At 62.2% G+C, this 13,749-nt stretch carries 12 protein-coding genes; 8 read left to right on the forward strand and 4 right to left on the reverse strand.

From position 1 onward, the window contains the following. Positions 1-96: 96 nt before the first annotated feature. From PQR67_RS24695 to PQR67_RS24710, 4 genes are all read left to right on the forward strand, one after another. On the forward strand, positions 97-795 hold the full coding sequence (locus PQR67_RS24695) for a response regulator (RefSeq protein ID WP_408465025.1): 699 nt from the start codon (positions 97-99) through the stop codon (positions 793-795). A 120-nt stretch (positions 796-915) separates the two neighbouring features. Next, a complete protein-coding gene (locus PQR67_RS24700; protein WP_408465027.1) occupies positions 916-1,131 on the forward strand; it encodes a hypothetical protein in 216 nt (71 codons plus the stop codon). A gap of 27 nt (positions 1,132-1,158) precedes the next feature. Continuing rightward, on the forward strand, positions 1,159-1,485 hold the full coding sequence (locus tag PQR67_RS24705; RefSeq protein WP_408465029.1) for a hypothetical protein: 327 nt from the start codon (positions 1,159-1,161) through the stop codon (positions 1,483-1,485). Between the two features lie 137 nt (positions 1,486-1,622). Then, complete coding sequence (locus PQR67_RS24710) at positions 1,623-2,039, forward strand: universal stress protein (protein ID WP_408465031.1); 417 nt, start codon at positions 1,623-1,625, stop codon at positions 2,037-2,039. Positions 2,040-2,050: 11 nt separating this feature from the next. Here the strand turns inward: PQR67_RS24710 and PQR67_RS24715 are convergent, their stop codons facing one another. Next, entirely contained in the window at positions 2,051-2,677 is a 627-nt protein-coding gene (locus PQR67_RS24715) for an ABC transporter ATP-binding protein (RefSeq protein ID WP_408465033.1), read from the reverse strand. A 358-nt stretch (positions 2,678-3,035) separates the two neighbouring features. Here PQR67_RS24715 and PQR67_RS24720 point away from each other — a divergent pair, with 358 nt between their 5' ends. Then, positions 3,036-4,346, forward strand: coding sequence for an MFS transporter (locus PQR67_RS24720; protein WP_408465035.1), 1,311 nt, complete (start codon positions 3,036-3,038; stop codon positions 4,344-4,346). Here PQR67_RS24720 and PQR67_RS24725 read toward each other — a convergent pair. Continuing rightward, on the reverse strand, positions 4,264-5,385 hold the full coding sequence (locus PQR67_RS24725; RefSeq protein ID WP_408465037.1) for an AraC family transcriptional regulator: 1,122 nt from the start codon (positions 5,383-5,385) through the stop codon (positions 4,264-4,266). The genes PQR67_RS24720 and PQR67_RS24725 overlap by 83 nt on opposite strands. 977 nt (positions 5,386-6,362) lie before the next feature. Between PQR67_RS24725 and PQR67_RS24730 the strand changes: the two genes are divergently transcribed. After that, complete coding sequence (locus PQR67_RS24730) at positions 6,363-8,267, forward strand: AAA family ATPase (RefSeq protein ID WP_408465039.1); 1,905 nt, start codon at positions 6,363-6,365, stop codon at positions 8,265-8,267. 81 nt (positions 8,268-8,348) lie between these two features. On the opposite strand, the gene PQR67_RS24735 is transcribed toward PQR67_RS24730, so the two are convergent. Further along, the gene (locus PQR67_RS24735; RefSeq protein WP_408465041.1) at positions 8,349-9,143 is read right to left on the reverse strand and encodes a TSUP family transporter; all 795 of its coding nucleotides are present in this window, start codon (positions 9,141-9,143) and stop codon (positions 8,349-8,351) included. Between the two features lie 208 nt (positions 9,144-9,351). After that, entirely contained in the window at positions 9,352-10,548 is a 1,197-nt protein-coding gene (locus PQR67_RS24740; protein ID WP_408465043.1) for an acyltransferase family protein, read from the reverse strand. Between the two features lie 390 nt (positions 10,549-10,938). Here PQR67_RS24740 and PQR67_RS24745 point away from each other — a divergent pair, with 390 nt between their 5' ends. Further along, positions 10,939-12,045, forward strand: a complete 1,107-nt coding sequence (locus PQR67_RS24745) for an OpgC domain-containing protein (RefSeq protein WP_408465045.1) — start codon at positions 10,939-10,941, stop codon at positions 12,043-12,045. Continuing rightward, entirely contained in the window at positions 12,042-13,721 is a 1,680-nt protein-coding gene (locus tag PQR67_RS24750) for a tannase/feruloyl esterase family alpha/beta hydrolase (protein WP_408465047.1), read from the forward strand. Before PQR67_RS24745 ends, PQR67_RS24750 begins: the two co-directional genes overlap by 4 nt. Positions 13,722-13,749 lie beyond the last annotated feature (28 nt).

A 13,749-nucleotide genomic window follows, 5' to 3' on the forward strand; every position in this document is an offset into this window, starting at 1 on the left:
TTTATTGCTGGTGTTTATTGCCGTTCAACAATCTATGGAGACCCCGCCTGGACGTTGGCCGCAACCTCGACGGTGTGCTGCCGACGCGGCACATTCATGAGCGATCCCACTGTAACAGTCGTTGTGATCGACGCTGACAAAGCCATCCGCCGCTTCGTTCGCACCAGCCTCGAAGCGGACGGCATGAGTGTCTTCGAAGCGCAGACCGGTGCAGAGGGCCTCGCGCAGGCTGCGACGCGGCTGGCCGATCTCGTCATCGTCGATCTGAGTTTGCCGGACATGGACGGCATCGAGGTGATCCGGGCGCTGCGCGGCTGGTCCGCGATGCCGGTGATCGTCCTGTCGGCGCGCAGCCGCGAGGAGGACAAGGTAGCCGCGCTCGATGCCGGCGCCGATGATTACCTCACCAAGCCATTCGGTTTGCCCGAGCTCAGTGCGCGGATCCGCGCGCATTTGCGCAGGCAGGCCAACGGCGGCAGAGTGGGCGTGCCGCAGGTTCAGTTCGGTCTCGTCACGATCGATCTCGGTGAGCGCAAGGTCGTACGCGGCAGCCGCACGGTCCACCTCAGTCCAACCGAATATCGCCTTCTCTCCGCGCTGGTGCGCCATCCTGGGCGCGTCTTGACGCATGAGCAACTGCTCGGCGAGGTCTGGGGTCCTTTGCAAATCGACAATCACCACTACCTGCGAATCTACATGGCGCATCTGCGCCACAAGCTCGAACGCGATCCGGCGCATCCTGAACACATCGTCACCGAGGCGGGCGTGGGCTACCGGCTGGTCGGCGTGCGGTGAATTTCACGGGATTTTTATAGCGCCGGCGGTAATCGTTTCCCGGCCTTTACGGCGTCGTCCGTATAGTTCAAGTCTGGCGTTCCGCCGTGAAAAAAAATCCGCGTTCTGGCTGGAGGATGTATGGCATTCAAACAAACCAAGGGCAACGTGACCGTCGAGGCGTGCGTGCTTCCCGCGCCGGGCCACATGTTCAAAGGCGCACTACGCGTAACGACCACGCGGCAAGACAGGCAGATTCAGCGCGTTACCGGACGGGGCTGCGGCCGGCCGATGCGCGATTCAGGCGCGGCACTGGCCCTGGCTGAGGCCGAAGCACGTCGCATGCTCGGGGTTTGAGCGTCCATGACACCCTCAAGACCCGCCATGATATTCAGAGGGATGTGCAAGGTCGTCGCCATCGCCTTCGTCACCAATCAGGTTCTCACGACTATTTTTACGTACGTCGCGCAGCAACTCGATGCCGCGTTGCCTCATGAAACGATCTGGCTTTTTAGTTGCGTGACATGTGGGCTGCTCACGCTATGGCTGCAATCCGATGCACGGCGCGCGTTCGGTTTCGCGCGTGAGAAAGGTTTTGTGAAGACGGTCGGCGACCGGAAGCAGGAGTTGCAGATTGCCGAGGATTGTCCGAAGCGGTGGCTGGTGATTTTGCATATCGAGCTGAATCCGGCTGCGATACAGGCATCGTGAGGGCACGTTGCGCCGCAGTGGAATGTGCCTGCACGCGGACACATTCCACTGCGGCGCGCTTTGGCATGACGATTTTTACACGGCATTAACGCCGCCCTGGCTAAGCTAAAAACATGAGGTACCCGCCGGAGTTCTCGATGATACGCATGCTGATCCCTGTTCTCGACCATGGTGGCGCGATAGAGGCCGCGCGCTACGCAGCGTTCATGTTTCTGGAGCGAGGCGTGACCGAAGTCGAATTGCTGGAGGTGCTCGAGCCAGTCGATCAGGGGCGCGCGGCAGCCTTCCACACCCGAAGCTCACTGGTGCGGATGGAAAAACAGGTCATGCTGAAGGCGTTGATCGACGCCCGTACTATTCTCGAAGAAGCGGGCGTGCCGTATCACTGGAAACGGGTATTCGGCCACCGCACGAAAGCCATCGCTGAGTACGCTGCATCCACCCAGCCCGACGTCCTGGTGATCGACGCGAGCCATATGGGCTTCTTCAGAAGGCTGGCCATGTTCGCGTCTCTGTCGAGGCGAACCCCCACGCCCGTCACGATGGTTCATTGAATCACCGCACGTCAATCGGCAACGGCACCCAGCTCCGCAAAACCGATGGTTCTCGCCTCGCATGCCTGCGTAAACGCAGCGTCGTAGCTCGAGAAAAAGACCGTGCGGGTTTCGGCGAGCGTTTTAAACAGATCGACCAGCACCGCGCGCGCCGAGGCGTCGAGTCCGCCGGCCGGTTCATCAGCAATCACAACTTTCGTCTCGCCGAGTGTGGCCCCGGTGAGGAAGATCTTCTTGCGCGTGCCAAACGACATCTGTTCGAAGCGCTTGTCGAGATGCGGCTCGAGCCCGAAGCGGTTGGCGAGATCGAGCGTGTGGCTGCCGAGCGCCGTGTTTCTCTCCGACGCCACACGAGTCAGATACTCGCGACCAGTCAGGTCGGGATACGTCATGCAGTCTTCCGGCACATACGTCAGCACGGATTTCGCGTCATGCGGCGCGCTGCGCATTGAGTGGCCGTCGAGCCACACCTCGCCGGTGTCGGGTTCGAGCGTGCCCGCGAGAATGCCGAGCAAGGTCGATTTGCCGCTGCCGGATTCATCGTTGAGCGCCACGCATCCTGCTGTCGTGGCGTAATGCAGCCCCTGAAAGATGATGCGCTCGCTATAGCGTTTGCTGAGGTTCTCGAATCGAAGCATGAGGACGGAGTGTGTCTGCCGAAGAATGTGCTGCACGTTGCACGTGGGTCACGCGGATGACGATTTCACACGATGCCAGGCGGCGCGGGATTCTTCGGGAAGTTGGCGGTGTGCAAGTGTAGCAGCGTGCTCCGATGCTCTGCGCGCGTGTGGCACCGAGGCTGACACTGCGTCCGACAAATACGTCATCCGTTGCTCACGTGCGAGCGAACAAGCGGGTAAGCGGTGTAAAGTTGCGTCTCTTTGCGCCGTTAAATGGACAAACAAGCGACGAACAAGCGACGAACAAGAGACAAGCTGCATTTACGTTCCAACATTTTTCCGAATCCCTCGACGCTCCGCTCGTCGAGCGCAATCCATGCAAACTGCTGCCCGCGAAGGGACTGAACCGTCCCGCGCCGAACTCAGGCGTATCGTCACGGCCATCGTTATCGGCAACGGCTTCGTCGCGTACGACTTCACTGTCTACAGCTTTTCGGCTGTCATAATTGGTAATCTTTTTTTTCCGTCGAGTCATCCCGCGTCGTCGTTGCTGCTCTCGCTCGCCACCTTCGGCGCGGGCTTCGTCATGCGTCCGCTCGGCGCGATCATGATCGGCCATGTCGCCGATACCCGTGGCCGCAAAGCCGGCCTCACGCTATCGCTTACCCTCATGACCGTTGGCACCTGGCTGATCGCGTGCTTGCCGGGCTATGCGTCGATCGGTCCCGCGGCGCCCCTGTTGATGGTGCTCGCGCGTCTGATGCAGGGGCTCGCGGCAGGCGGGGAGATTGGGCCGGCGTCGGCCTCGCTGATGGAGTCGGTCGCTTACCGGCACCGCTGTTTCATGGTGAGCTGGCGCGGGGCGAGCCAGGGAGCGGCCGCGTTCGCCGCCGCGCTGGTCGGGGCAAGCACTACGGCGCTGCTGTCGCGCGCCGCGATGCATGACTGGGGATGGCGTATTCCGTTCATCCTGGGCGGCCTGATCGGACCGGTCGGCTGGTATCTGCGTCGCCGGATGCCGGTGGCCGCGCCGCTGCAACGCGCGCGGCTCAACCCGAGGCGCATGCTCACGGAGTATCCGCGTCCTGTCATTTGCGGCCTCCTGATGATGGCGGCGCCTTCGGTGGGCATCTACCTCACCGTCTTCTACATGCCGGCTTATCTGGTTCACACGCTGCATCGGCCGGATGCGATCAGCCTGTTGACGGCCTGTCTGTCCGGCCTCGTCATTCTCGTGGTGACGCCGCTCGTGGCGCGCGCCGCCGACGGCCACGCGAGCCGCAAGACGCTGCAGTACGTGGCGCTGGTGGCCTCGCTGGCGGCCGCATGGCCGGCGTTCTGGGCGCTGACTCACGGCGTGGGCGATGTCGCCGCGCTCGTCATCATCACGGCGTATGTGGCGCTTGCGGTCAATAATGCCGGCGCGAGTTCCGTGCTGATGATGGAAGCGTTTCCGGCGCATCGGCGCGCGGCCGGATTGGCGGTGATTTACAGCTTCGGCGTTGTTCTGTTCGGCGGATTTTCGCCATTCATCGTGACGTGGCTGATCAACCGGACGGGCGACCCCATGGTTCCCGCGTGGTATCTGATTGCCGCGACCCTGCTCACGCTGGCCGCGCTGCGGGCATTTCCCGAGGCAGAAACGCCCCATGCGAGTGTTGCCCGCGCTTCGCAGCCGCTGCCGTAAGCTCGCTCGCGCCGTGGTGCTGCAGGACCAACGCTTGTGCCCGCATGTCTTGTGGGCTCATGTCGAAGGCGCGGCGAAATGCGCGGGTGAAATCGGACGCGCTCTGGAAACCGAGTCCGTACGCGATATCCGTCACCTGAAGATGCGGGAAACGGACTAGTTCGTCCGCCGCTTCCCGCAACCGGCGATTGCGGATATAGGCGCCAAGCCCGCCATCGTGCTCGAACCAGCGATAGATGGTGGCGCGTTTCAGTTGCAGCGCCTGAACCACGCTGGTCGGCGTGAGCTCGCCCTGATGCAGATTGGCCTCGACGTAGCGCCGCACCTGTCCCATCAGGGCGTCCTGGAGCGCGGCCCGGCTCGCACCCGTCAGGCGGGCCTCTTTGCGGAACGCGGCGACCAGCAGTTGAGCGCCTGTGCGCAGAGCATCCGCCGCGGCGAGCGGGTCGAGCATAGGGATTTCCCGGGCGATCGCCGTCATATGGTCCAGTACGAGCCCGGTTAGCGGTGAGCCCTGCTGAACGATCCGGCCGTGAATCGCCGCGCCGTCGCCCAACTCCTCGTCCACGATCGCGCTCGGTACGAACAGGTTCAAAAGCCGGCTTTCGGGCCGTTCGGCCCGAAACGGCTGATTCATGTCGAACGCGACGATGCCCTGCACCGAGCCCGGCGCGCTGCGTTTCTTGCGCACACCCGTCACATGGCCGATTTCGCCTTCCACGAACAGGTGAAAGGCGTAGTCGCGCCGCGTGTCCGTGGAGACGCGCGCGACCGACCGTTCCAGCCGCAGCGCTTGCGTGCTGCAGTCCGTAAACACCATGCCGCCGACCGCATAGAGATCGATCTCACCGCGAAATCCCGTTGCGATCTGTTCCTTCGACGGCGGCACGTCGACCACGTGGCCCACGCGCTGGCGCCAGGCGAGAAACTGTTCCTCGACTGGGAGCCCACGCGTGCTGAAGCGGCTCGTGGAGATAGCGGAGCGCGATTCGGCTGCGGCAGCAGCGGCCAGGTGCGGTGGCAGAGTGCGCTGGTTCATGGATTGATGGTGCGGATGAAGGGCGCGGTTCCGGTCATGTAAGCGGCGGAGCGAAGTATTTGACACGCCAACGTCCAGAACTGAGACGTATGGTAAAGCGTATCAAAAAAGCTGCGGTATTGTCCGACGATTAGCTGCGGTTCGTTTTCATCAGCTGAATATCGTCTGAGTATTGGTTGAGTAACGAATCCGTTTATAACAGAACAGGCCGAGGTGGCGTACAGCCGTCTGAATCTGTCGAAGAGAAAGGTTGCGAGGATCGGGGGTAGTTGCGGGAGCGCTGACCGGTGCCACAAGGTACCGGCAATAAAAAAAGACGGACCTGAGAGTGCGGCAGGATGCGGATGGACCCATAGAGGCCCGCCGCTCCGCCGCGAAAACGTTGGGCGCCTTGCCCATCGTACGTTCGGCGGCGTGATGGTTGCGCCTTCGGACTTGACCGAGCGACCGGTCGAGGATTGCCACTAATGTGTCGTCCTCGCCGGGCGCTCGCTCGGTTAATCACCTTTGCCCCACCTTTAACCCCACGTTTAATCCTCCGCGCGACGCGCGAAACCCATTTATCGCCACCAGCTCTGTCTGTGTGGGTGTCGTCAATATTCCACGATCTACCGTAATTCTGACCGCTTTTAAATAGGGCGCGGTTACTTTCAGGTATGCAGAATACGCAGGGAATATAGCGCTGATAAACTGTGCGCCGGAACAGCCGGAATCGCTTCAACGCGGCGATCACGCCCCTGAATTCGACGATATAAACCGTCGGATCGACGGTAGAAACAGGCCTTTTCTGCAACACGGACCGAGGGGCAGCCCGGCATACTAGCCGATCCGCGGGCCGCAAAAAGGGGCAAATGCTTGGGTGTCCTCCTTTTCTGCGCATGCAGGGTGCCACGTCAGCCGATCTGCTTCTACCGCCTCCACCACCTGATTTTCACCCGTATCGAGGGCCAGTCTTGGCCTGTTTTTGGAAGTGACTCATGAAGCCGGGAAATAATTCGCTTGAGAAAAGACGCGCACGCAAGATCGCCATTGGGGTCGGTGCGGCACTCTTCGCCGTGTTGCTCGCATTGAGCGTGTGGGCTTACCAGCAGCGCGACGGGCAGGCCAATCCGGTGCTGACCGGCATTGCGAGTGAAATGCGTCACGATCCTTCGGCGTGGACGCACGAAGAGAAAGACGCGTCGCAAATGCTGCGTGATATTCACGACGCCAACGTGGCCGCGGTCGGCGTGAGCCCCAATGCGATTCTGATGTCGACCCGCCAGGGTGCGAAGTACTTCGTCACCGACCACAACGCGACGTTCTCGCATGCGCTGCTGCTCGGCGAACCCAAAGCCGACCAGGCCGCGTCGTATCAGCTCGTGTGGCTGCCGGACGCCGATATCCGGACCGGCGCGTCGCGTTGGGTTCCGATATTGGGCTTTGTGCGCGACACGATCGGCCTGCTGCTGCCGCTGTTGCTGATCGGCGGCATGGTGTGGTTCATGCGCCGCGAGATGAGGGGCGGTGCGTCGCTGCTCGGCAAGGCGCCCACGCTGCGTTTCGACGACGTGATCGGCGCCGGGGAAGCCAAGGCGGCGCTCGCGGACATCCGCGGCTATCTGTCCGATCCGCAGCAATTCACGTCGATGGGCGTGCGCGCACCGTGCGGCGTTCTGATGGTCGGCGGCCCGGGCGTCGGCAAGACGCGGCTTGCGCAGGCGCTCGCCGGCGAATGCGGCGCGAACTTCATTTCCATCACGGGCAGCTATTTCAGTGCCAAGTACTACGGCGTCGGCATCCAGAAGGTCAAACACCTGTTCGAACTCGCGCGCAAGAATGCGCCCACGGTGATCTTCATCGACGAAGCCGACGGTCTCGCCAAACGCACGGATACCGGCGGCGGCCCCGTCGAAGCGGAGAGCAACCGGATCATCAACCAGTTGCTGGCGGAAATGGATGGCTTTGCCGCCAACGAAGGCGTCATCATCGTCGCGGCGACCAACCACCCGGATAGTCTGGACGAGGCGTTGCGCCGTCCCGGCCGGTTTGACCGCACGGTACAGGTCCGTTTGCCTGATCGCGAGGAGCGCGCGAAAATTTTCCGCTTCTACGCGCAGAAGCTGAAGTCGAAGGCCACGGACATCGACTACGACCAGCTCGCTCGCCTGACCACGGGTCTTTCTCCTGCAACCGTCGCGATGGTCGTGAATCAGGCAGGGCTGGTCGCACGCAAGGCCGGCGAGACGGAAATCGCGTCGAAGCATTTCATGGAAGCCATCAAGATTGCCCGCATCGGCGACGTGAGCGGCGCCGAACGGGCGCTGAGCGAGGACGAACGCACGCGTATCGCGGTGCATGAAGCGGGGCACGGTCTCGTCGCCGCGCTGCTCGGCACCGGCGTGCTGGAAGAGGTCACGATCTTGCCGCGTGGCGGCGCATTGGGTGTCGCGCTGATCACGAAGGCACAGGACAAGCACCTGTACCGCGAAACTGAAATCCGCAACGAGATTCAGGTCTTGCTTGGCGGGCGCAACGCCGAAATTCTCACGTTCTCCGAAGCGTCGAGCGGCGCTGCGTCGGATCTGCAGGAAGCGTCGCGCATCAGTCTCGACATGGTGTCCAAGTTCGGCTTCAATCGTGACGGCGATCTGTTCAGCCTCGCGGCGCTGCCGTCGCAGTACGCGGGCTTGCAGATGAAGAGCGCCATCGAACACGCCAACGTGCTGCTCAAGGAACTGAACGAGTTGTGCTATGGGCTGCTACATGCTTACGAGCCCGTGCTGCGCGCCATTGCCGACGAACTGCTCGAACGGGAGACCGTTCCTGGCGAAACGGTTTACCGGTTGATCAAGGAACACAAGAGCGCGTTGAAGATCGTCCACGAGCCGGCCGCCGCCTGATCTGCTTTGCGCGGGCAACGTACGCAAACACGTTAGCCTGTTGCACGGCCCGACTTGACCGGTACGCGCCGCCGCGGGTCCCTATAAAACGCCTGATTTCCAGACCATTTGCGCGGCGGCTGCCAGCACGAACAGCAGAACCAGAACTCGAAACGCCGCCGGCGGCAAGCGGTCCCTCAGCGGCCGTACCAATAGCATGCCCGCGATCACCGGCACGCTTGCACACGCCGAAATCACCAGATCGCTCCAACTGGCATGCGCGCCGCCACTAAACGCGGCAACCAGCGTGATGATCGACACCACCAGGATAATCGCGATCTGTTTGGTAAAGGCTTTCCCGGTGGCGCCCGTGGCGATCAGATACATCGCCAGCAGAGGCCCCGGCACCGATGCGATGCTCTCCATCACTGCCGCGCCGAAACCCAGCACGAAACCCGCCGGCTTCGCCCACGCCGGTGACAACGTAAGCCGCGGTGACAGCAGCAGGAGCAGTGCCGCAACGATCAGCAAGGCGCCTGCGGCAGCTTGTGCGCGATGCGGCGCGAGCGAGATCAATACGCTCACTCCGACAATGTTGCCGACCACCGTGCCGATCAGCGGCGCGGCAATGCGCCGGACCGTCGGCAGCAGGTCGCCGCCTTCCAGTGCCTGGGGAATATTGCCGAGGATGATCGGCATCGACAGCAATAGAACGGCCTCCTTGATCGGCATGAACTGGCTGAGAATCGGCATCGCCACCAGCGGTACGCCGATACTGACCACGCCCTTGACCATGCCGCCCACTAACAGCGCCGCAATGATGCCAAGCAGCGCGTAGAGGCTGAGCGTCTGCAGGCTCGCGCCAAGCACGCCGTCGGCGAAACTGAAATGAAACATCGTTGGTGTCCGCGAGCCAACCGCGCTGACCAGATGGGCCGGATGCGCGGGCAGTGGCTTGTTTTTATTGTTCGGCCTGTTCAGTGCCCGCGCGTCGCGCAAGCTTCGAAGCAGCCGGCTAAGTGAGGCCGCATGATACCGCGCCTGCACTCAAGCCGCATGAAGGCATATCGTAAGATTCGCCACCTTCAACCACCTTCCGCCACCTTCAAATGGCATCTGAAGTGACGTCTTCATTCTTCAATGCGCGCTCGTTGCGAGCGGCAAGCGAAGCGGCCGGCGCAGGCGCTATTTGCGCGCCGACGTGATCCGTCTTGTCAGCCTGTGCGTGCGGTGTTTTCAGGCGCAGAACCGGCGCTTCGATCAGGCGCCAGGACAGCACGGCCAACGCCAGCGAAATCAGGAACGACGCGACTATTCCGGCGGCGTGCGCCCACATCGGTACGGCGCCGCCGAAAAACGCCGTAGCGTGGCGGTTGCGGGTCAGGTCGGGAATCAGATTGTGATAGAGGTAAAAACCGTAGCTGATGCGCCCGAAGTTCGCCAGCCAGCCGGTTTCAAGCAGACCGATCACTGCTGCGTTACGGCAGCACGCAATCGAACACACAAGCGCCGCGATCGAGATGCCATACAAGGCGCTGACGATCGTGAAGGCAAGCGGGCTGTTCAACCGGCTCCACATCGGCTCGGTCGCGCAAAACCCCACGAGGCAAACACTCAGCACGAGCAGCGTCAGGCCATGTCCGAGCACGATGCGTAAGCGGCTCGCTTTCCCGGCGATCATCAGGCCGCCCACTCCACCCAATGCCAGCAGCCAGAAGTTGGTCAGCGGATGCGTATAGATGGTGATGTCCTGCCACTGTGCCGCACGCATCGCCAGCAGCGAGGCGAGCCCAACCGCGACGATCGCGAGACACACCGTGCGATGCCGCCGCGCCGTAACCAGCAGTAACAATGGCGCAAACACGAGATAAAACTGCTCCTCGATCGCGAGGCTCCAGAGGTGCGAGTAACGCCCCGGCCAGTAATGCAGCACGGAGCCGATCCAGAGGTTCGACAGATAAGCGAAATGAAACGGCATGCCGCCCGCTAGTTCAGGGCTTGCCATGCCGAGCGCCATCAATCCGCACATCACGACCAGCATCAGGTAGTAAGCCGGAAAGATGCGCAGCGTGCGGCGGAACAGAAAGCGCTTCAATTCAGCGCCGAACCCACTGTCGTTTCTCTCGATACGCGTGCGTTGCGCGGACAGAATGCCGATGATCAGAAAACCGCTCAGCGCGAAAAAAATCCACACGCCGAGGTGGCCGATCTCACCGATTTCACCGAATAGACGGTGTTGAAAAAAGACCATCAGGACTGCAATCGCGCGCAATCCGTCGAAGCCGGCAATCCTGTTGTTCATGGGGTTTTCTTCCAGCGGTAATGCATAAATTCATCCTACGACGAAAAAAAGCGAAAAAAATCGCGTATCGGAATGAGTGATTTTTTTCAGCGGCCTTTACCGATTGCGCTCGCGCCGGAGGCAATAAAAGTCGCAAAACTTGCCGCAAGGTTTTCCGTCAACTTCACGCGCGACGGCCCAGTATTACGGCGTACCGACATCCGAATTTCAGATTGCTGCCACCGCGTATGCAGTTAAAGGGCGGTTGTCAGCGCGCGCCGAGCTCGCGCACGGATTCGGCGGGAACGTTTTATTGTCGTGGTGTTCCTAACAGGAATATCGGCAACTCCCCGCTTTTCACGGCGCTTTTTACGGCGAATGTCAGCCGCGCGCCATCTTGCGAGAACCAGAATGGACATTCGTCGCGGACGCTCGATCGAAGTGGATTTTTTCCGTGGCGTCGTATTGATCGTCATCGTGCTGGATCACATTCCCGGTAGCACGCTGTCGCATCTGATGTTGCATGCCTATGCGTTATGCGACTCGGCGGAAGTGTTCGTATTTCTCGGCGGCTATGCGTCGGCGGCGGCGTATACGGCGGTACTTTCGGGGCGTGGCGAGAGTGCTGCGGCAATGCGCTTTGTCCGGCGCTGCTGGGAGATCTATCGCGCCTATCTGTTGACGGCCGTGTTGACGCTGCTGTCCGGCGCCGTTCTCGCGCTATTGCATCTGAACCAGCCGATGGTCGACCTGAGCGGCTGGCAACCGTTCGCGGTTCAGCCGCTGCGCGAAGCGTTCGATATCGCCGTGCTGCGGCGCCAGCCGTATCTGTCGAGCGTGTTGCCCATGTACGTGATCTTTGCGCTATGCGTCCCGTTCGTCGTGCCGCTGGCGCGCCGGTCGTCGCTCGCGGCGCTCGGTTTGAGCATGACGGTCTGGGCGCTCGCCCGGCCGCTGGCCGCTCTATTTAGCATTGACGACGTGGCCGACTGGGCTTTTAATCCGTTTGCGTGGCAACTGATGTTCGTGCTTGGTATTCTGTGCCGGGTGCAACCCGTCAGCGAGCGCTTTCACGCCAGCCGCACGGCGCGCTGGCTCACGCGCGCTGCGGTGGTGGCCGTGCTGGCGTTCGCCATCGTCAAGCTCTTCATACTGACGCAGCCGTTGCCCGGCGTACTTAAACAGAACCTTTCCGTGGAACGCGTGATCAACTTTGTCGTTATCGCCTGGCTCGCCGCGCAGTTCGTGCGCGTGGGCAGCATCGCCTGGCTTGCACAGCGGTTGCCGGCCGTGGTGACCGTCGGCCGCACCGGCCTTGTGTGTTTTGTCACGGGCACGCTGGTGTCGTTGATCGTCGATACGGCGACACCGCATACGTTCCACGGCTTTCGCGGCACGCTGATCGGACTCGGCGGCGATCTGGTCGCCATCGGCGCGGTGCTGATGATCGCGCGCGGCTGGAACGACTGGAAAGGGCAGCAGTCGCGCACGGCTGCCAGCCGCGCGCGTTACGGATGAGGGCGCGTGCGCGCCTCGTGCGCCATGTGAATTTGACGCGAGGTTCGCGCACGCTGGCCACAGTCGCCGGCGCGATGCTATGGCTGAACGCCTCGGCGGCAGTCGCCGCGAGCAAGGATGCACCGCTCGCCCTGCGCTGCGTGGAGCTTGCGGGTGCAGTGCTCCCCCCTGAGCTGATCGCTTTACCTACCGCCGGTGTGCAGATCGAAAGCGCGGGAATGGTGGCGGCCACCGCGCCCGGCAATCAGCAAGGCGGCGAATATTGCCGTATCACAGGCCGTATCAAGGGGCTCAACGCCACCACACCCGATATCCGCTTCGACCTGAATCTGCCGCGCCGCTGGAACGGCCGCGCGCTGCAGATTGGCGGTGGGGGCTATAACGGTGTCGTGGTGAGCGGTACGGGCGTGATGCCGTTCTCTCCGGATCGCGCGCCGCTCGCGCAGGGCTATGCGACCTTCGGCGACGACTCCGGGCATGTGGGCAATTCGTCACTCGCGGTCTTCGGCCTCGTGGATGAAGCGGTGACGAATTTCGGCTACGCGCATCTGAAGAAAACGCACGACGCCGCGCTCGCACTCATTGTGCGGGCCTACGGCCTCCCGCCACAGCGAATGTATTTCGCCGGCGGCTCGACAGGTGGTCGCGAAGGCTACACGGTGATGCAGCGCTATCCCGACGACTACGACGGCGTGATCGCCAATTCCCCCGCGCTCAACTTTTCCGGCGTGCGCTTGATGGGCGTGAAACTCGGTCAGGCGGAATACGCGACGCCCGGCGGTTTCATCCCGCCGCTGTTGCTCGAGCACGTGTATGAACGCACGGTTGCAATATGCGACCGGCTCGACGGCGCGGCGGACGGCATCGTCAGCGACGTGGCCGGCTGCCGGCAACACGAAGCGGAAATCATCGCCTCGTTGCGCTGCACCGGACGCACCCCCGCGCACGATGAGTGTCTCAGCGACGCGCAACTCTCCACCTTGCTGCTGATGCGCGACGGCCTGTCGTTGCCCTACAAGCTGGCGTGGGGCGTCACCGGCTATCCGGGCTACAACGTCTTTCAGGGCACGCGTCTGACCGGCCTGCTGGGGCTTGCGCATCAACCCGAGCGTTTGCCGGTGCCGACCTTCTTCGCCAACGGCTACCTGTTCGCGCAGGGCGACGGCTACATCCGCTATTTCGTGACGCGCAACGAGCAGTTCGATTCGCTCGGCTTCGACCCGTCGCATCCTGGCAAGTATCGCGGACAACTCATTGCGCTGTCACAGACGATCGGCGCGATGAACCCCGATCTCGCACGCTACATCGCGCACGGCGGCAAGCTCATCACGCTGCAAGGCCTCGCCGACGAAGTCATCAGCCCGAACCAGACGATTGCCTATTACGAGGCGCTGATCGATCGCTTCGGCCTGGACCAGGTCAATGGGTTCATGCGGCTCTACATGGTGCCGGGTTTTCAGCACGGTAGCGGCGTGTTCATTCCCTCCGTGGATCTGCTGGGCGCGCTCGACAACTGGGTGACGCGCGGCGTATCGCCCGAAACGCTGATTGCCACGGATATCGCGGCCGCGACCAACGGACGCTCGCGCCCGCTGTGCCGTTACCCGCTGTTTCCCCGCTATGGCGGCAAGGGCAATGTGAATCTCGCCAGCAGTTTCGCGTGCGCCGAACCCTGACGGGCCTCGCTTGGCCGTTTTTCCGGAA

Origin of the sequence: Paraburkholderia fungorum, from assembly GCF_046026025.1 — a bacterium.
GTDB classification, from domain to species: domain Bacteria; phylum Pseudomonadota; class Gammaproteobacteria; order Burkholderiales; family Burkholderiaceae; genus Paraburkholderia; species Paraburkholderia fungorum_E.

Bases quoted from the DNA above. Each gene is read 5' to 3' on its own strand.
- PQR67_RS24750 (WP_408465047.1), top strand. From the start codon at position 12,042: ATGAGGGCGCGTGCGCGCCTCGTGCGCCATGTGAATTTGACGCGAGGT.
- PQR67_RS24740 (WP_408465043.1), bottom strand. From the start codon at position 10,548: ATGAACAACAGGATTGCCGGCTTCGACGGATTGCGCGCGATTGCAGTC.
- PQR67_RS24730 (WP_408465039.1), top strand. From the start codon at position 6,363: ATGAAGCCGGGAAATAATTCGCTTGAGAAAAGACGCGCACGCAAGATC.
- PQR67_RS24700 (WP_408465027.1), top strand. From the start codon at position 916: ATGGCATTCAAACAAACCAAGGGCAACGTGACCGTCGAGGCGTGCGTG.
- PQR67_RS24745 (WP_408465045.1), top strand. From the start codon at position 10,939: ATGGACATTCGTCGCGGACGCTCGATCGAAGTGGATTTTTTCCGTGGC.
- PQR67_RS24705 (WP_408465029.1), top strand. From the start codon at position 1,159: ATGATATTCAGAGGGATGTGCAAGGTCGTCGCCATCGCCTTCGTCACC.
- PQR67_RS24725 (WP_408465037.1), bottom strand. From the start codon at position 5,385: ATGAACCAGCGCACTCTGCCACCGCACCTGGCCGCTGCTGCCGCAGCC.
- PQR67_RS24695 (WP_408465025.1), top strand. From the start codon at position 97: ATGAGCGATCCCACTGTAACAGTCGTTGTGATCGACGCTGACAAAGCC.
- PQR67_RS24710 (WP_408465031.1), top strand. From the start codon at position 1,623: ATGATACGCATGCTGATCCCTGTTCTCGACCATGGTGGCGCGATAGAG.
- PQR67_RS24735 (WP_408465041.1), bottom strand. From the start codon at position 9,143: ATGTTTCATTTCAGTTTCGCCGACGGCGTGCTTGGCGCGAGCCTGCAG.
- PQR67_RS24720 (WP_408465035.1), top strand. From the start codon at position 3,036: ATGCAAACTGCTGCCCGCGAAGGGACTGAACCGTCCCGCGCCGAACTC.
- PQR67_RS24715 (WP_408465033.1), bottom strand. From the start codon at position 2,677: ATGCTTCGATTCGAGAACCTCAGCAAACGCTATAGCGAGCGCATCATC.